Raw genomic sequence first — 19,839 nt, 5'->3', positions numbered from 1 at the left:
GTATAAAAACATTTTCATCGAAACAAAATCTATAAATACAACTTATATTTATATAAATACAGTTTATGTTTTTATAAATACAAGTTGTATTTATAAAGATAAAGATTATATTTATAGATAATAGTCTGTCTTTTGCAATAATATCTACCTACAGATACCTCTTTTCTCTTAATCAATTATTTAATCAGAAATTTAGTAACTTTGCAAAAGACATGAATCAAGACTAAGAAAAATGGCTGGAATTTACATACACATACCGTTCTGCAAAAGAAGATGCATATACTGCGACTTCTTCTCTACCACTTCATCGGAAAAGAAAAACGAATACATAAAGGTACTGTGCAAGGAAATAGCCGGAAGAAAAGACTACCTTGGCGGTGAAGCAATAGACACAATTTACCTTGGTGGCGGAACACCATCGCAACTTGAAAAGGACGATTTCACAAATATATTCAGAACCATATATGACAATTACAGCGTAAATCCGAATGCTGAAATCACAATAGAAGCGAACCCTGATGACCTGACAGACGAATATGTGGAAATGCTCTCTACCCTTCCTTTCAACCGTCTGAGTATGGGAATACAGACCTTCAACGATGATATCCTGTCTCTTCTGAAAAGACGCCACAACGCACAGCAGGCCATAGAGGCTTTTGGCAGATGCAGGAATGCAGGATTCCGCAATATAAGCATCGACCTTATGTACGGACTCCCCGGCGAAAGTATGGATACGTGGAACAAAGATCTTGACACAGCCATCTCGCTGAAACCGGAACATATTTCGGCATATCATCTGATATACGAAGAAGGAACCGTACTATACAAACTTAGAGAAGAAAACAAAGTGAGCGAAGCCGACGAAGACTTGAGCAATTCACTGTTTGAAACTCTCATCTCGCGTCTGAAAGAAAACGGGTATTTACATTATGAGATTTCAAATTTCTGCCGTCCCGGAATGCACTCACGACATAACTCAAGTTACTGGACAGGTATAAAATACCTTGGCTGCGGTCCGTCAGCCCATTCATACGACGGTTACTCAAGGCAGTGGAACATTTCATCACTTGATAAATACATAGAAGGTATAAACAATGGTTCGGATATATCCGAAATAGAAGAACTGGACTTATATACCCGCTACAACGATTTCGTAATCACCTCTATACGTACCGCATGGGGAATGCCACTGGATAAGCTTAAAGCCGAATATGGAAGTGCTCTGTACGACTATTGCCTGAAGATGGCTAGCCCACACATCAGTCAGGGAACACTTGAAATAAAGGATAACACTCTGAAACTGACTCAAAACGGAATTTTCATTTCAGACGGAATAATGAGCGACATGCTTTGGGTGGAATAAAAAAATGCTCCTATGGTTATATCCGAATCGGACGTTAACCAAAGGAGCATTTACTATATGTAGTGATTAGGATTACTTAGCCAAACTGTATACTATATCCATAATCTGCTTGCCAAGTTCATCGGCAGCCTCCATTGTAGAAGCTTCAGAATAAACACGGATTATAGGTTCAGTGTTACTCTTGCGCAAGTGAACCCATTTGTCAGGGAAGTCTATCTTAACACCGTCTATGTCGTTGATTTCCTCATTCTTATACATTTCCTTAACCTTTACAAGGATAGCATCAACATCTGTTTCAGGAGTAAGATCAATGCGATTCTTAGCAATGAAGTATTCAGGATATGTAGCACGTAGTTCTGTCACTTTCTTGCCTTCGTGTGCAAGGTGAGTAAGGAACAATGCTATGCCGACAAGGGCATCGCGTCCGTAGTGTGATTCCGGATAGATAACTCCACCGTTACCTTCACCACCGATTACAGCATTTGTAGCCTTCATCTTAGTTACTACGTTTACCTCGCCTACTGCAGACGCATTGTATTCCATACCATATTTGCGAGTAACGTCGCGCAAAGCACGAGTCGAGCTGAGGTTTGAAACCGTATTACCCGGAGTATGCTTCAACACATAGTCGGCAACAGTCACCAATGTATATTCTTCGCCATACATTGAACCGTCTTCGCTGATGATAGCCAAACGGTCAACGTCTGGGTCAACAACGAAAGCTACATCATTTCCACCCTTCTTCATAAGTCCCATGATGTCGCTCAAGTTCTTTTCAAGAGGTTCCGGGTTATGCTGGAAATCACCTGTAGGGTCGCAGTATAGTTTTTCTACGTGCTGAACTCCCAACTGTTCGAGCAACTGAGGAAGAATGATACCACCTACAGAATTCACACAGTCGATAGCCACACGGAAGTTAGCCTTACGGATAGCCTCAACGTCAACAAGTTTCAAAGCCAACACGCTGTCAATATGACGCTGGTTGTATGTGTTGTTTTCGGTGTATTTACCTATATTGTCAATATCGGCGAAAGTAAATTCTTCAGCTTCAGCGATACGCAACACTTCATTACCTTCTTCCGCATTCAGGAATTCTCCGTGTTCGTTCAGAAGCTTCAAAGCATTCCACTGTCTTGGATTATGGCTTGCAGTAAGGATGATACCACCACAAGCACCTTCCATAGTAACGGCCAGTTCTGTAGTAGGGGTAGAAGCAAGACCGATGTTTACAACATCGAATCCCATACCCATAAGAGTACCACAAACCACGTTTTTCACCATTTCGCCAGAGATACGTGCATCGCGTCCAACAACGATTTTATTGCTTTTCACTGTTGTTGTCTTACGGATCAGTGTAGCGTATGCTGAAGTAAACTTCACAATATCCAACGGATTAAGTCCTTCACCGGCCTGGCCGCCAATTGTACCACGAATACCGGAAATAGATTTGATCAATGTCATAGATTATATTAATTTAGGTCGTAAGTTATTTCATAATAACATGGATAAACATATCTTTGTGCATAATACGTACCTTCACTATGCGGGACAATTAATTTTACACGTGCGATTTTTTCTGAAGGTGGAGCTGATATGTATGATCTCAGCTTCAAGTAAGCAAGAGGAACAAGCCAACCTGACGGAACAGCAGACGTTTCATAACGAAGATACATTTCACTTTGCGCAACATCGGTAAAAGATGCTGAATAAGAGCCTGATGATCCAACAGTTACAAGGAAATTTTCAGAATACGGAGACTTTGTATTATACAACAATGTATCACCGGCACTGATACTAAAATCAGCAACATCCATAATACAGACTTCCATAAATCGAGATGATATTGTATATCTTCCTTCTTTGAGAATTTCCCCGTCACCACGATATTGAATATTCATATACACACCACTTTTGTCGAACAAAACGTACTCATTCTCCTTAGTCACCGTATCATTCTCTATGAATTCTTTTTCAGAGATAACCTTTATATCATTCTCCAGAATAAACTTGTTGATGGCATCGGCCTCTTCTTCCTTCATTTCAGCATATGTCTTTCCATTGTTACAACTCTGAAGTCCAAAAGACAGCACATATACCAATACCGATAAATAAAATAGTTTCTTCATTATTTTAAAAATTTACAAGGGCAAAAGTAATAAAACTATTTATACCCCCATACTAAATTAGTCGATGTAATAGTTAATTTTGTAGAAAAGTCTGTTCAAAATCAGTTCTTAAGCAGTAAATCCTCGTATTTCACAAGAGCTTGTTTGAACAATCCTATAGCCTCTTCCATAGTGCCATAGAACTCTCCACCGGAAGCATTCAGATGTCCTCCGCCATTGAAGAACTCGGCTGCAACCTTATTGCAAGGGAAATTTCCAACCGAACGCAAAGACACTTTAATCATATTCTTCTCTGTATCTTCGCGCAGGAATACAGAAAAACATATTCCCTTCATCTGGAGAGGAATGTTGACAAAACCTTCAGTATCCCCCTTTACATATTGGAATTTCTTCTGCTCGTCTTTAGTAAGCCATATCAGCGCCGAGCGGAATTGATGAAATACTTCCATCTTATCATAAAGTACATATCCCATCAGACGTAGACGGCCTTCGGAGTATGTATTGAACACCTTACGATAGATATCATCCTTGTCTATTCCTTTGGAAAGAAGTTCACTGATGATAAAATATATCTCACGGTCATTAGAATTATATGTAAATCCCCCTGTATCCGTCATCATTCCGGTGTAAATACACTGTGCACCTTCGTAAGTTATATCGTCGAAACATCCCAGACGGCATATCAGACGGAAGACAAGTTCAGATGTAGAAGAAATATTAGGATGCGAAATAGTTATCTTACAGAAAGGCTCAGGATTAAGATGATGGTCTATCATAACCTTACGTGCCTGAGATTCCGCCACAGGTTTTGCCACTGCATCTATCCTCGACAAAGCATTGAAGTCAAGACAGCATATTACATCAGCCTCAGCTATCAACTTGTCGGCAAACTCGGCATACTTGTCATATCTTATTATATCCTTTGCACCGGGCAACCACTGCAGAAACTCCGGGAAAGCATTTGGAACTATCACATGAACATTCTTCTCCATACCCTGAAGGAAATGACAAAGCCCCAGCGAAGAGCCAAGAGCATCACCGTCAGGCGAAACATGTGTTACTATAACTATTTTATCAGCCTTTTCAAAATAGGTTTCTACCTTATCAATATTCGCTTGTAAGATAATCTTTGACAGCATATTTGATTGTTTGTGTTAAATTGTTGGCAAATTTACTCTTTTTTTTCCATTTACAGAAGTATTCTAAAAGAAGCTTGAGCGGATTTTTCCACACACTTTATATTTAGTTTTTTACATTCATCTTTCAGAAAGTTTCTATATCTTTCGCTCACAGTTTCATCTATTATCACATTCTTTATTTCAAACAGTCCGCATAGCCCCGTAATACTACCGCCAAATCCCCTACATATATATACATAGTCCAAAGTAGCCAGCTTCGTTTTTCCTGTAAGACGGACATCTTTCCAATATGAAGACTTCATTACTCCAACTCTGACTCCGCCTATATCATACAGTCCGTTCTCAGATGAAAGAGTTTTAAGCTCATTATTGTTTCTTATATATAAATCGGAACGTGTAAGAAAGAGTGACGGAGCATCTTCTGTGCGGACTTTGTAAATTTCAGTTACCATAATCAAACAAAATGCAAATAGTATAACTATAAGTCGAGATGCCGTTTTCCTTCTAATGAATATATACAATGTAAATAAAAGAACAAATCCCAAAACCACCTGAAATTCATTGAAATAAATTGAAGTTATCTGCGCTCCCTGTAAGTTGTGGACAAACTGCATGGAATTGTTTAGAAACTTAGTAATCACTTCCAACAGCCATACACAAGCCTCTCCCACTGCAGGGATAAACGAGAGCACAAGAGATGCTATGGTAAGCGAAAGTATACATGAAGCCAAAATACCGACAACAAGATTAGCCATAAGAAAATATGTGGGAAAAGTACCGAAATAATATAGAATAAGAGGCAACGTACCCAACTGGGCTGCCAAAGAAACAGAAATCGCATTCCATATATAACGAACAACCCTGTTGCCGCATTTTATCCACCCCGAAACAGCAGGATAAAATAGTATGATAGCAAGTACTGCCACAAACGACAACTGAAAACTTATATCAAACAGATACATAGGATTATAAAACAGCATTATAAATGCCGTAAACGATAAAGAAAAGAATCCGCAAAAACCATTTTCTACCAAAACAGACGCCACAAGATAAAGAGTACACATAGCTACCGCCCTAACCACCGAAGGGCTCAATCCTGATATAAAAGCAAATATCCATAATATGACTGCAACGACAACCGACTGAATCAAAAGACCACCTTTTATTCTCCTCAAAGGACGCAGCAGAAAATAAAGGATACACGACAAAATACCTACATGCAATCCGGATAACGCCAGGACATGACTGGTTCCTGCCCCACTATATACTGCCTTCAACTCAGGTGTAAGCTCACTCTTATCACCTATTGTCAAAGCGGAAACTACGGCCAGTTCATCTTCACCCATATTCCAACTACTGAACTTTCCGGCTACTGCATCCCTGCATCTCAATGCTGCATGTTTAATCGAGTGGGGATTCTCCACCTTAATTCCTATCCAGTTGCCGGAAAACGCTAATGTTGTGCCAGATATTCCCTTATTAAAAAGATATCCGGCATAATCAAATCCCATAAATTCTATATCAGAAACGGGGTTGGAAACAGAAGAATAAAATACTATGTTATCGCCACATCGAGGAATATATGATAATGAATCCGGAATAAAATATAACAGAATATTGCGATTGACCGGATACTTGGCAATACTGTCAGAAACCGAAGGAATACAGAACTTAACATTAACCTCCGAACATAAGGTTTTACCCTTCACTTCAGGAGTTGTCTCCACTACTCCGTAGTAACACAATTGCTTATCCGGCCATTCATAGTATATACTGTTTTTCTTGTGAATAATAAGTATTCCACCAATTATAAAGAAACAAGCCGAAACAACAATCCCCACAAAAAAATTAAGATTTACATTTCTGATTTTCACAAACACAGACAATAACAATGGCAAAAGTACTGCACACAAAATCAGAATTAAAGTCCATACAGACATATTCGGCAGAAACCTGTCGAAGAAAAAAATTCCGGCTGCCATAAAAACGGCCAACCGGAATAATGGATAGTTAACCAAATAGGATTTCTTCTCCAATCTGAGCAATTATAAGTTTTTCATTTTATGGATCATGTCTATCATATCAGGAGCCTTGAATATAGCATTTCCTGCTACAAGTACATCGGCGCCGGCATCAACCAGCTGTCTACCTGTTTCCAGATTAACACCACCATCTACTTCTATCAGTGCTTCCGAGCCTGCCTCCTCAATCAGCTCCCTCAACTTACGAACCTTACTCAATGTATTTGGAATAAATTTCTGTCCGCCAAATCCCGGATTTACACTCATAAGCAGAACCATGTCAAGATCTGTAATAATATCGCTTAGTACAGACACTGGAGTAGCAGGATTGAGTGTAACACCTGCTTTCATACCATTATCCTTTATCATCTGTACCACACGATGAAGATGCGGACAGGTTTCATAATGTACATTCATCATCATCGATCCCAAAGCCTTCACTTCCTTTATAAACTTTTCAGGCTGGACAATCATAAGATGAACATCAAGTGGCTTTTTACATAACTTGGCAACATATTCCAGCACAGGAAATCCGAATGATATATTAGGAACGAAAACTCCGTCCATTATATCTATATGTAACCAGTCAGCCTCACTTCGGTTTATTTTATCCATATCATCTTTCAGACAACCAAAATCGGCAGACAACAAAGATGGAGAAATCAAAACTTTATTCATTTCAGAACTATTATATATTAGTATAAGAACAAAGATATGAATTCTTTTCCGAATTAAAAATACAAAACATAGCTAATATTATTAAAACAGTATTCAAATACTATTTAAACAATAATTGAAAGATATTCAGGACGACTTATTTTCATGTAAAAGAAAAGTGAACAAGCTCTGAACGGCGTCATAACTTGTTCACTTCATGTTCACTTGTTATTTAAATATAGAGTTATTATTGGTTTAAATTAAACCTAAGTCCAAGCTGCAGGTTAAAATTGAAAGGCTTATCCTTACGGATAGTAAGAATTTCTGTTTTATCATCGAAATAATATATCATTCCAGGTTCCAGATACAAGCTCAACAATTTATTGAAATTTGCCTGCAAACCAACGGATGCCAAAACCGAGAATTGCAAAGGTTTTATATCAAGCTTTTCGTTCCCGAAACTTTTCCTGTTATTATCATCTACACATACTGTTTCCACTGAACCGGAAACACATTTCTCCATCATTCCTCCGGCTGAAGCATAGAAAGAGAAAATACTGTTGTTCCATATCGAGCGTTGCACTTTCAATGGAATACCTACATAGTGCAGTTTCTGTTTATCCTCAATATAAGATTTTGCTCCAGAACGAAGTTCCGAATAAAGATAAGTATAATTGAGACCAGACTCCAATGCCCAATCTTCATTAATATTCCATTTTACAGAAGCACCTACAGTGACGGGTACATGATGTTTTATATCCGTATAAGTCTGTCTTCCCATATTATTGAACAACATCTGACTGTATGATGCTGTTGCATCCGAGACCTCTCCTACCACAACTTCATTAACCTGAGCAACCGATTTTGCAGGTATTGCCAAACGAGACATACCACTAAAGCTGTTACTGGATGAGTAAGGTATATTTCCAGTCATTACTCCCAGCTGCAAACCATTTCGCTTACCTTGCTTATTATCAGCCATTGCCAAATAAGAAGCGTTTCGTCTTGCAGTCTCACGGTCCTCCTTCATTCTTTTCATTCTCTTTTCCTTCAGCGAAACAACATCTTCCGTAACAGTCTCATCACTATGCTCCTCTGCTGTTTCGACTTCAGGATTTATCAATTCATAGTCCGACAATACATTATCAGCCAACACATCGAGGCCCTTCTCCTGTAAGACATTACCATGAGCAATCTGATTTTTCTTAGTAACCGGATTGTCTGCTTTACTCACAGTTTCTGCCAGCAACGGTTCGCTCTCTTCTTCACTTTTTATCACATCTGATAAAACTATATTATCATCCGGAGTTTGCATTAATTCATTAGTTTCCGACAGTTCAGCATTAGCTTCCTTAAGTTCAGAATCCGAAGTCCATAACCAAACAGAAACTGTTGAAACAGCCAGTATCAACATCGCAGCAGCAGCCACTGATGTCCATTTTCTCCACATAGGAATAACCTTAGGTGCAGGAGTTGATATCTCAGACTCTATCTTCTCCCATAAGCCAACAGGGAGAGGTTCCGAATAGTTATCCATCCGGCTACGAATATCATTTATCCATTTGTCTTTCATTTCATTCATAAGCTCTTCCTGTATTCATTAATTTTTTTCATTAACAATGTCTTTGCCCTATAAAACTGCGATGATGAAGTGTGTTCGGAAATACCAAGTATCGAAGCTATTTCCTTATGGCTTTTTTCTTCAAATACAAACAAGTTAAAAACAGTTCTGTAACCATCCGGTAATTCTCTTATCATCCTCATCAGTTCCTTGTTTGGTATATTGTTCACGTCACCATCATCATCAAGCTGCGTATCGGGCAATTGGTCGACAAGAGTCTCCTGCTGCATCTGCATATTTTTTTTTCTAAGAAACCCAAGTGCCTCGTTTACCATCACCCTGGAAAGCCATGCTTTAAGCGAACCGTCACCCAAATATTTAAACTGCCTTATCGACTGATATATCTTGATTATCCCGTCGTGAAAGACATCCTGGGCGGTATCACGGTCTACAATATACCGAAGACATATAGCCAATAGCTGACCACCATAAACCTCATAAAGCCGTTTTCTGGCATAAGGATCCGCATCTATACATTTTAAAGCTAATTCTTCTTCGGTCATATTTGATTTTTTGTTCCAATTATATAATGTAGTATGAACAAAAATACTGCTTTATATAACATAATTTTTTTTATTCTTTTTTTTTAACACGAATATATGCAGTAATCAATATAATAATACATTTTCATAACAAAGAATTTTAAATCACACTTTAATATGAAACTTAAACATAAAATAATCAGCATTATAGGCTTTTGTTCATTGGGTATTTATATGTCATCATGTCTTGAAAACGAAAAATATCCAGAACTGCATTCCACTATGGGAACTATCACAAACATTGAAACCCATACAATAGAATCAGATTCATACGGTAAACTTATACCTACAAATCCCAATATTATAAAAATGTATGATGCTGACAGCATAGGGCAAAGAGTACTCCTCAGCATAAGTTTTCCTACTGAAGAAGAAACAAGTAAAGAGAATTCAGGAAAAGAAGTTACTATATACGATTTTTATAAGGTCCTGACAAAAAAGGCAAATGATACAAGAAATCAGGACAGCGAGCCTATAGAGAATTTCGGAGAAGATATAATAAACATAACAAGTGCCTATATAAGTAAAGAGCACTTGAATATTGAGTTTAATATCAATGGCAATAATGAAACAATCCCTCACCGTATCAGCCTTCTTCTTACAGAAGAAACAAAGATAGACGATGAAGGATTGGTATATGTAGAGTTAAGACATAACAAAAACTCCGACTATGGAAACAAACTCTACTGGGGAGTTGTTTCATACACATTATCAAGTATTCCTGAATACAATGACACTGATTTTAAAGGATTCAGAATATCTTACTTGAGTTCAGACAACACTAAATCGGAAATTACAGTAAAGAAACAGGAATCAAATCAGGACAGTGCTGTCAGAAGCATGAAATCCACGCAGGAAATCGGCTACAGGCATTCTCTTTTTGCCGGCCAACTGCAATGACAACACATTGACATATCCATCTGTTGAAGCAACATGCAGATAAGTTTTATTGTCTGTAACTATGCTTCCTGATTTATATTCATGATTGCAGAAAATCTTTTCTGTCTCAAATATCTTCAGCATGACCGGAGCTGAATCACCCTGATGAAGTTCCGTCCATGCTGCCGGATATGGCGACAATCCTCTAACGAAGTCATACACTTTCTTTACTCCGGCATTCCAGTCAATACGACATGTTTCCTTGAAAATCTTAGGAGCCGGACGCAATTCAGATACTTTTGCCAATTCTTCCTGAGGAGTGGTCTTCACGTTTCCCTCGAGTATGGCATCAACAGTTTTCAAAACCAAATCTCCTCCAAGCATCATCAGCTTGTCATATACAATTTCCACATTGTCAGTATCGGCGATAGGCACTCTTACCTGATCTATAATCTCGCCTGTATCTATCTCATGCTTCAGGAAGAATGTTGTTATACCGGTTTCAGTATCACCGTTAATCACAGCCCAATTTATCGGAGCGGCACCTCTATATTGAGGAAGCAATGACGCATGCAGATTGAATGTTCCCATAGGAGGCATGTTCCATACCACTTCGGGCAACATTCTGAAAGCGACAACAATCTGCAAATCGGCCTTCAACGAACGAAGTTCCTCTACGAAAGCCTCATCCTTAAGCTTCTCAGGTTGCAACACCTTCAGTCCCTGCGACACCGCATACTGCTTTACCGGGCTAGGCTGAAGAACACTGCCATGACGTCCCATTGGTTTGTCGGGCATAGTAATCACAGCCACCACGTTATATCCACCTTCCACAAGTCTGCGCAAGCTTTCAACCGCAAACTCTGGAGTACCCATATATACTATACGCAAATCTTTCTTTTCCATAATCATAAGTTTATTCTGCCGAAAAGTCAACAAGTACCTGACGGTAAGTGTTAAGCATCTTCGACTTTGAAACAAATCCTCTATATTTATTTTCGTCATCTACCACAGGAAGGTTCCATGCCTTTGTTGAATCGAATTTCTCCATCACCTCTTCCATGGAGTCAGTAGTGACAAGTTTTGCTTTCGGAATAGTCATAAAACTTTCCACGGTATATCTGTGATACAATTCCTGACGGAACATTATATTCCTTATATCGTCAAGATTGACAATTCCTATGAGCTCGTCATTAGCATCTATCACAGGGAACATGTTTCTGCTGGATTTTGAGATAACCTTCACCATCTGTCCCAAATCCATTTCAGGTTTTACGGTAAGGAAATCTGTTTCCATTATGCTCTCTATATTCATCATTGTAAGCACAGCCTTATCCTTGTGGTGTGTGATAAGTTCACCTTTCTTTGCCAGACGCATGGAATAGATACTGTGTGGCTCGAACACCTTAATGGTGAGGTATGCAAAAACCGAAACTATCATAAGCGGAAGGAACAATCCGTATCCTCCGGTAAGTTCGGCAATAAGGAATACACCGGTAAGCGGCGCATGCATAACCCCGGACATAAGTCCTGCCATACCCATAAGAGCAAAGTTTTTCTCAGGTATATACGTACTTCCTATATTGAATTCATTGCATAAATGCGAAAATACAAATCCGGCTATACATCCCAGAAACAGACTTGGTGCAAATATACCACCGCATCCTCCACCACCATTGGTCGCACTTGAAGCAAATACCTTGAACAGGATGATAAGCAACAGATATACCACTAAAAGACTACTGTGTCCATAGAACAATGAATTATTCATCACCGTATCCCATTCGGCGCTCGACGTTCCGTTAAGAAGAAGGGAAATAGTGTCATAACCTTCACCGTACAGAGGTGGGAAAAGGAATATCAGCACACTAAGCATTATACCGCCAAGCACAAACTTGGAGTAAGGACTTGAAAATCGTCTGAAAATATTCTCTATCCAGTTCATGGAACGTGTAAAATACCATGCTATCAAGCCGCAGAACACTCCCAAGGCTATAGCATAAGGAATACGCTCAAGGGCAAAAGGATAATCAAGTGTAAACTGGAACATAGCCTCTGTTCCTGTAAGCAGATAAGACATACTGGCTGCTGTCACACTTGAGATAAGCAATGGCAAAAGCGAAGCCATCGTAAGGTCGAACATAAGAACTTCCAGCGTAAATACAAGTCCGGCTATAGGTGCCTTGAATATTCCGGACACTGCACCGGCAGCACCACAACCCAATAACAGCATAAGAGTCTTATGATCCATACGGAACATACTTCCGAGGTTAGACCCTATGGCAGACCCCGTAAGTACGATTGGCGCCTCGGCTCCTACAGATCCACCGAAACCGATGGTTATTGCTGATGCGCAGACGGACGACCATACATTATGCCCCTTTATCCTACTCTGACGACGCGAAATGGCATACAAAATCTTGGTCACACCATGGCTGATATCATCACGAACAATATATCTGATAAACAGTCCGGTTATGAATATTCCGGCTACAGGATAAACCAGATACAGCCAGTTGGCTCCCGTTGTATCAAAGTTTTCAGTAAGGAATTCCTTAATGTACTCTACAAGGAATTTCAGGACAAAAGCAGCCAGAGCAGTAAAGATACCTACCAGGAAACTAAGTATGAGTATGAACTGCTTATCGGTGATATGCTTTTCTCTCCACTTTATAAAACTCTGCAAAAAAGAAAATTTTTCCTTAGTCTTCATTCTCCAGCAAATTTATATCAACTATTCTCTGATAACTTTTACGGTACCGCCCTTTCCGAGTTTTATTATACTCGAAGGTTTTGCAGGACCGGTCTCATCTCTTCTGTAATCTACAATGTAGTCAACCGCATTCTTTATTTCCTCACTTATTTCACTGAATACGGCAGGCGAGGGTTCACCACTTATATTTGCAGAAGTAGATACAATTGCCTTCTTGAATCTGAAGCACAGTTGTTTCGAGAACTCTTCAGATGTAACCCTAATACCCACACTACCATCTTCCGCTATAAGATTTGGTGCCAGATTTCTGGCTCCATCGTAAATTATAGTAAGCGGTTTTGTAGTCATTTCTATAAGATCCCAAGCTACACTAGGAACATCGCTGACATACGATTCCACTTTTACCGGACTGTCCACCAGCACCAGCATAGCCTTGCTGTCAGCTCTACGCTTAATTTCGAAAACCTTCTTAACGGCTTCTTCATTTGTTGCGTCGCAACCTATACCCCACACTGTATCTGTAGGATATAGAATTACTCCACCTTTATACATGACTTCGCATGCCTTTTTAATTTCATCGTTCATCATAAGTCCAATATAATTATTTGTGTGTCTGCACAATCAGTGTCGGGGCCATTTCTGCATTACGTTTTTCAGTCTGTTCCACCACGTTTCTTGCAAGTTCTATAAATGCCTGACCTGTTATAGAATCCTCATTCAGAGCTACCGGAGTACCATTGTCTCCACCTTCACATATACTCTGTACGATAGGAATCTGTCCCAACAAAGGAACATTCAGTTCTTCTGCAAGTCTCTTTGTTCCTTCCTTTCCGAACAGGTAATATTTGTTTTCAGGAAGCTCAGCCGGAGTAAACCAGGCCATATTTTCCACCAGACCAAGAATAGGTACATTCACCTTATCATTCTGATACATGTTTATACCCTTGCGCGCATCGGCCAATGCGACTTCCTGAGGTGTACTTACTATCACTGCACCTGTTATGGCCAAGTTCTGCAATAGAGTAAGATGAATATCGCTTGTTCCCGGAGGAGTGTCAAGAACGAAATAGTCAAGTTCCCCCCACTTGGCATCACCTACAAGCTGCTTCAAGGCATTGCTTGCCATAGCTCCACGCCAAAGGGTAGCCTGTTCTGGACTGACAAAAAATCCTATAGACAAAAGTTCGATACCGTATTTTTCCACCGGTACAATCAAATCACGTCCGCCAACTTCCTCTGCGTACGGACGCGCATCTTCCACCTGAAACATCTTAGGTACGGAAGGACCGAATATATCGGCATCAAGCAATCCAACCTTGTATCCCAATTTCGATAGAGCTACAGCTAGGTTTGCCGCTACTGTTGACTTACCTACACCACCTTTACCGGATGACACTGCAATAACATTTTTCACCTGTGGAAGGAGTTTACCAGGTTCAGGACGTGCCGCCTGCTTACTTTCAGTGGTGATTGTAACTTCTACTTCTTTAGAAACGTATGTATGGATAGCTGTTTCAGCCGATTTGACTACTGATTTCATAAACGGATCTGTAGGCTTTTCGAAAATAATAGAAAAGCTAACCTTCATTCCGTCAATACGAAGATTGTCTGCCACCATTTCGGCTTCAACAATATTTTTTCCGTTTCCCGGATAACGCACTGTTGAAAGAGCGTCAAGAATTAATTTTGGATATAGTGTCATATATTTTTTATTTAAACATCGTTTAAACAGTATTTAAAAACCATTTAAACGCCTATATAGTTATTTATAGAAAATCTTATTTACTTGTCTTCAGACCACTTCTTTTGCTGCGGTTATAACTTCTGTAACCATCAAGTTCTATTTCCACGTCCGGTTCCTTCAGTTCACCTTCCTGAGGCAATCTGAACTTGATATACTTGATATTCAAACCTCTGTCAAGCCACTGCTGTTCGTAATAAGTACGAATGCTTAGAATATCATCGTCCATACCCGAATGATAAAGGTCGTCAGTGATAAACTCCACTGGCAAGTTATTGGCCTCTATCATATATTTGGTATATGTAAACATGAAGTTACTGTCTGTTTTAAGATGTACGATTCCACCCGGAACAAGGAATTTCCTGTATCTTTCCATGAAATAAGTAGATGTAAGACGCTTTGTAGCCTTCTTCATCTGCGGATCGGAGAATGTAAGCCATATTTCGCTAACCTCGTCAGGTGCGAAGAAACGGTCTATAATTTCTATATTGGTACGTAGGAAAGCCGCATTTTTCAATCCTTCGTTAAGAGCCTCTGTTGCTCCTGTCCACATACGTGCCCCCTTTATATCAACCCCGATAAAATTCTTGTCTGAATATCTTCTTGCAAGTCCTACGGTATATTCACCTCTTCCGCATCCCAATTCCAAAACAATAGGATTGTCATTCTTGAAGAAGTCTCGATTCCAATTTCCCTTCATTTCGAAGTTTACCTCATCAACCACCGAATACGGATATTCAAACACATGCGGATATTCCGCCATATCTGCAAATTTAGCCAGTTTTCCTTTTCCCATGTTGAATAAAATCTTTTACAATGCAAATGTAAGTCTTTTCAACGGAATTGACAACAAAAACAGATGCTAGGAAATTTTCAAAGTAAAATAAAAACATAATACAGGCAGACAACCGAATAAACAGTTATCTGCCTGCATTGAAAATTATTTTTTATTTATATTATAAATAACAGTTATTCCAGGATTTGAGCATTACCTCAATTAATCCACAATCATCACCCATCCGTATGGATCAGCCTCATCACCATACTGTATAGCACGAAGTTTGTTATAAAGCTTCTCGCTGATAGGCCCAGGTTTACCGTCCTTTGCAATAACGTATGACTTATTGTTCTCAAGGTCATCAATACGCTCTATAGGACTTATAACTGCAGCAGTACCACATGCACCGGCTTCCTCAAATGTCTCAAGTTCCTCTTCAGCGATAGGACGACGTTCAACTTTCAATCCCATATCCTCTGCCAATTGCATAAGGCTTCTGTTTGTAATGGAAGGAAGAATAGATGTAGATAACGGAGTTACGTATGTATTATCCTTAATACCAAAGAAATTGGCAGCTCCGCATTCGTCGATATATTTCTTTTCCTTAGCGTCAAGATAAAATTCGCTGGCATAACCTGCATCGTGAGCCATCTTGTTTGCACGAAGACTGGCTGCGTAATTACCTCCTACCTTAAAAGTACCGGTTCCAAGAGGGGCAGCACGGTCGAACTGACGGATAATAACGTAAGGATTTGTAGCGAATCCTCCTTTAAAGTAAGGTCCTACAGGAGTAACAAAGACTACGAAAAGATACTCATTTGCCGGATGAACCCCAACCTGAGCTCCTGTACCGATAAGTAACGGACGGATATACAGCGATGCACCGCTCTCGTATGGAGGGATGAAACGTTCGTTAGCCTTTACCACCTTCTTTACTGCTTCACAAAACATTTCTGTCGGGAATTCAGGCATTAGAATACCGTTACATGTACTTTGCAGACGCTCAGCATTTGCCTGTGGACGGAACACTCGGATTTTTCCATCCTTACCACGATATGCCTTCAAGCCTTCGAATGCTTCCTGACCATAATGCAGACATGTAGCTGCCATGTGGATATTTAATGTTTCTTCCGAACAAAGTTCCAATTCACCCCACTTGCCGTCGCGATAATAGCAACGTACATTGTAATCTGTCTTCATGTAACCGAACGACAAATTAGACCAGTCAATTTCTTTCATAACTTTATAATTTAATATTTTTTTATTTCATATATTATTACATTGACGGCAAATGTAAGATTTTAATTTACATATTCCAATTTTTTACAATAAATATTTAGACTAAAACTATTAAACACCTACATGTTGCTTACATTTTTCATTCCTCATCCGAATGTCCGTCATCAAGCATTTTCTTTATTTCCTCATCAGCTTTATAAAGCTTGTCTTTGCAGAACTTTATGAGTTTCTGGGCTTCCTGAAGATTTTCACCCAACTGGTCAATATCAAGTTCGCCACTCTCAATTTTTGCCACTATCGCTTCCAGCTTCTTCATGGCTTCCGTATATGTTTCTTTTTTTGCAGCCATAATTATATCATTATTTTACTATACTTTTGAATTTTCCTGTAGCCAAAACAGTCTCCACCTCGTCACCGGATTTAATACTGGAAACATCCCTCACAGACTTTCCGTTAAGAAGAGTAATACTATAACCACGCTTCAAGAGCTGTTCCGGAGACGCCGATTTCAGAATTCTCTCCATCAGTTCAATCTTATGAGTTTCTTTCTCCATAACAGAACGTACATACATCAACAGGCGAGGATACACATCCAGGCGATGCTGTTCTATAAGAAAACGTTTCTGCCATGACATTACCAGACGTGAATACATACGCTCGCAACGCGTATTTTCCCTCTGCAATCTTGACTGTACCACCAACGGAATGCGTGCAATAAGTCTGTTCAACCGTTCCGATTCCGAATTCAGAATTACCGGTATCTCACTACATATACGCTCCGACAACTCCTCCAACCGGCTTGCCGTCTGCAACATCATGCCTATTATATATTCGGCAGCAGCTGTAGGAGTCTTTACTCTTGTATGCGAAACCATATCAATCACAGTGTCGTCACGTTCGTGTCCTATACCTGTTATAATAGGTAGCGGAAACTGTGCACAATGAGCAGCCAAATCGTATGTATCAAAACCGGACAAATCGGATGTTGCTCCTCCACCACGTATTATTACCACAACATCCCAGTTATCGATTTCCGAATATATCCTTTCAAGGGATGATATTATGGTTTCCTCTACCCTGTCTCCCTGCATTATGGCAGGAAAAAGCTTAGTATAGAACACAAAACCGAACTTGTTGGAATGCAATTGATTACAGAAATCGCCATAACCGGCTGCCGTTGCAGAAGATATGACAGCAATTCTCTGCAGAGGCTCAGGCATTTCCAGTTCTTTGTTCATTGTCAGGATACCTTCTTCGTCAAGACGCTTCAAAATTTCCTTTCTCCTGCGCGCCATATCTCCTATGGTATATGCAGGATCAATGTCAACAACCGTAAGAGAAAATCCGTACAATTCGTGAAAATCTACTGTAACCTTCACCATCACTTTTATTCCGGACACAAAAACCTGCCCTGTTTCGCGTTCGAAATAAGGACGCAAACGCATGAAGACACTACTCCAAATCACCCCTCTAGCCTTTGCTATCAAAGCATTGCTTTTGGAGTCTTTCTGAACAAACTCTAGATAACAGTGGCCGGAATAATTTGAACGCACATCGCTCAACTCCGCCTGTATCCAATATTCGTCAGGCAGAATAGAATGAAGACCTCGTCGAACTAAAGAATTCAGTTCATATAAAGACATTGCTTCATTTTCCATAATATTACTTGTTTTTCATCTCCTGACCTATTCTGTATGCCTTCCACATATCAGTTATTCCATAGCCGAATATATTGTCAGGATAATCATATCTGTCAGAAGAACGGTGTACTACATCAATAAGTTCTTTTACTGTAAGCCATGGACAAGCCTGCCAGAGACATGTGACAAGTCCGCAAAATATCGGTGAAGCAAAAGAAGTTCCATTTCCGTATGATGTACCGCCATTGGGTCCGGCTATACTGGAATGAAATCCTACAGCCATCACATCAGGTTTGATCCGTCCGTCGGCAGTATTACCCACTGAAGAAAAATCCGCATTTACACCATCTACATTAACTGCACCCACAGTAAGGACACCTTCTGCATCACCTGGAGGAGTAATTTTCTTCCAACTTGAGGCACCTGAATTTCCGGCACTGCATACAATAAGCATTCCTTTCGACGAAGCCATGTTTGCCGAACGAGACATCAGCGAAGTGCGTCCGTCAAGATCACGATAGCTGTAATTATCAGCTACATTGTCAAATGAATAATAACCAAGTGAAGTATTTACGACATCTACTCCCACACTGTCAGCAAATTCCACTGCGGCAGCCCAATAATCTTCTTCTGCAGGCTGTTCAGTGTCATTATCTTCACTTCTTAGAAGCCAATAAGAAGCCTCCGGTGCTGAGCCAACCATTACTCTTGGCATGTTTACAGCCATGCATGAAAGAACCTTAAGCCCATGATTATGCTCCGCATATATATCCGATTCTGGATTTACGAAATCCTTTGTACCAAGGATATGCAGTTTGCGGAAAAACTTCATTTTGTCTACATTATAATATCCGGCATCAATAACAGCTATATGCATTCCCTCACCTCGGAAACCGGCATCATGAAGGCTGTCGCCATGATGAATCTTTATCTGGTTTGCTGCAACGCCATAATATTCGTCTGTCTTTTTCCATTTGTTGGTTATTTCCTTTTTGCGATCTTTATTTCTTGGAAAAACAGTATCAGGTGAAACCCATACTTTTCTTACATCCATAACAAAAGGATTCTGCATGAATCGTTCGGCTGTTTCTTCATCTTGAGTAAGCATAAGCACAGTATTATTCCACTTACTCTGCATCAGATACTTTCCTCCCTGCTCTACCAAACGGTCTATATAGTTTTTGCATACAGGCAAATCCGTAGAATCAATACCTATTCCCTGTCTGTTTCTACGTTCTAAAGCACGTTCGGACAGAAATTCCTGCGGACGGTCAATGCTATAAGTAGTTGCAGACTTATCTTTCAATGTCACACGATATTTATATGTTTCCGAAAAAGAATGGAAATAGCCGAAAAGCAGCGTACAAAAAAATATTATAA

18 protein-coding genes are annotated in these 19,839 nt (G+C 39.7%); 2 read left to right on the top strand and 16 right to left on the bottom strand.

Annotated elements, in window-relative coordinates; all coding sequences use genetic code 11:
- Positions 1-232: 232 nt before the first annotated feature.
- Positions 233-1,363, top strand: a complete 1,131-nt coding sequence (hemW, locus tag I6E24_RS10085; protein ID WP_235328392.1) for a radical SAM family heme chaperone HemW — start codon at positions 233-235, stop codon at positions 1,361-1,363.
- Positions 1,364-1,435: 72 nt separating this feature from the next.
- On the opposite strand, the gene glmM is transcribed toward hemW, so the two are convergent.
- The 7 genes from glmM to I6E24_RS10050 form a co-directional block, all read right to left on the bottom strand.
- Entirely contained in the window at positions 1,436-2,824 is a 1,389-nt protein-coding gene (gene glmM / locus I6E24_RS10080; protein ID WP_235328390.1) for a phosphoglucosamine mutase, read from the bottom strand.
- Positions 2,825-2,832: 8 nt separating this feature from the next.
- On the bottom strand, positions 2,833-3,489 hold the full coding sequence (locus tag I6E24_RS10075) for a DUF4827 domain-containing protein (protein ID WP_235328388.1): 657 nt from the start codon (positions 3,487-3,489) through the stop codon (positions 2,833-2,835).
- Positions 3,490-3,590: 101 nt separating this feature from the next.
- Positions 3,591-4,628, bottom strand: coding sequence for a DHH family phosphoesterase (locus tag I6E24_RS10070; protein ID WP_235328386.1), 1,038 nt, complete (start codon positions 4,626-4,628; stop codon positions 3,591-3,593).
- 50 nt (positions 4,629-4,678) lie between these two features.
- Entirely contained in the window at positions 4,679-6,610 is a 1,932-nt protein-coding gene (locus I6E24_RS10065) for a ComEC/Rec2 family competence protein (RefSeq protein ID WP_235328384.1), read from the bottom strand.
- Between the two features lie 63 nt (positions 6,611-6,673).
- Positions 6,674-7,327 (bottom strand): ribulose-phosphate 3-epimerase, encoded by a 654-nt coding sequence (gene rpe, locus I6E24_RS10060; RefSeq protein WP_235328382.1) that lies wholly within the window; start codon positions 7,325-7,327, stop codon positions 6,674-6,676.
- Positions 7,328-7,553: 226 nt separating this feature from the next.
- Positions 7,554-8,888: an outer membrane beta-barrel protein gene (locus I6E24_RS10055; RefSeq protein ID WP_235328380.1), complete on the bottom strand. Its 1,335-nt coding sequence runs from the start codon at positions 8,886-8,888 to the stop codon at positions 7,554-7,556.
- Complete coding sequence (locus I6E24_RS10050) at positions 8,885-9,430, bottom strand: RNA polymerase sigma factor (RefSeq protein WP_235328378.1); 546 nt, start codon at positions 9,428-9,430, stop codon at positions 8,885-8,887. The genes I6E24_RS10055 and I6E24_RS10050 overlap by 4 nt, the downstream gene beginning before the upstream one ends.
- Positions 9,431-9,586: 156 nt before the next feature.
- Between I6E24_RS10050 and I6E24_RS10045 the strand changes: the two genes are divergently transcribed.
- Positions 9,587-10,369, top strand: a complete 783-nt coding sequence (locus I6E24_RS10045; protein WP_235328376.1) for a NigD1/NigD2 family lipoprotein — start codon at positions 9,587-9,589, stop codon at positions 10,367-10,369.
- Here I6E24_RS10045 and fmt read toward each other — a convergent pair.
- From fmt to I6E24_RS10000, 9 genes are all read right to left on the bottom strand, one after another.
- Entirely contained in the window at positions 10,283-11,254 is a 972-nt protein-coding gene (fmt, locus tag I6E24_RS10040; RefSeq protein ID WP_235328374.1) for a methionyl-tRNA formyltransferase, read from the bottom strand. The genes I6E24_RS10045 and fmt overlap by 87 nt on opposite strands.
- Positions 11,255-11,264: 10 nt before the next feature.
- Entirely contained in the window at positions 11,265-13,061 is a 1,797-nt protein-coding gene (locus I6E24_RS10035; RefSeq protein ID WP_235328372.1) for a chloride channel protein, read from the bottom strand.
- 21 nt (positions 13,062-13,082) lie between these two features.
- Positions 13,083-13,646, bottom strand: coding sequence for an L-threonylcarbamoyladenylate synthase (locus I6E24_RS10030; protein ID WP_235328394.1), 564 nt, complete (start codon positions 13,644-13,646; stop codon positions 13,083-13,085).
- Between the two features lie 16 nt (positions 13,647-13,662).
- A complete protein-coding gene (locus I6E24_RS10025; protein WP_235328370.1) occupies positions 13,663-14,763 on the bottom strand; it encodes an Mrp/NBP35 family ATP-binding protein in 1,101 nt (366 codons plus the stop codon).
- A gap of 76 nt (positions 14,764-14,839) precedes the next feature.
- Positions 14,840-15,598 (bottom strand): tRNA (guanosine(46)-N7)-methyltransferase TrmB, encoded by a 759-nt coding sequence (gene trmB, locus I6E24_RS10020; RefSeq protein WP_235328368.1) that lies wholly within the window; start codon positions 15,596-15,598, stop codon positions 14,840-14,842.
- A gap of 201 nt (positions 15,599-15,799) precedes the next feature.
- Positions 15,800-16,819: a branched-chain amino acid aminotransferase gene (locus tag I6E24_RS10015; protein ID WP_235328365.1), complete on the bottom strand. Its 1,020-nt coding sequence runs from the start codon at positions 16,817-16,819 to the stop codon at positions 15,800-15,802.
- Positions 16,820-16,958: 139 nt separating this feature from the next.
- Positions 16,959-17,168, bottom strand: a complete 210-nt coding sequence (xseB, locus tag I6E24_RS10010; RefSeq protein ID WP_154045054.1) for an exodeoxyribonuclease VII small subunit — start codon at positions 17,166-17,168, stop codon at positions 16,959-16,961.
- Between the two features lie 10 nt (positions 17,169-17,178).
- On the bottom strand, positions 17,179-18,477 hold the full coding sequence (gene xseA / locus I6E24_RS10005) for an exodeoxyribonuclease VII large subunit (protein WP_235328363.1): 1,299 nt from the start codon (positions 18,475-18,477) through the stop codon (positions 17,179-17,181).
- 4 nt (positions 18,478-18,481) lie between these two features.
- Entirely contained in the window at positions 18,482-19,837 is a 1,356-nt protein-coding gene (locus tag I6E24_RS10000; RefSeq protein ID WP_235328361.1) for a S8 family peptidase, read from the bottom strand.
- Positions 19,838-19,839: the final 2 nt, after the last annotated feature.

The sequence above is a fragment of the Bacteroides caecigallinarum genome (assembly GCF_021530995.1).
Classification (GTDB): Bacteria; Bacteroidota; Bacteroidia; order Bacteroidales; family Bacteroidaceae; genus Phocaeicola; species Phocaeicola faecigallinarum.
Note: the sequence above shows the minus strand (reverse complement) of the source record. Positions and strands in the feature narration are given on the sequence as shown.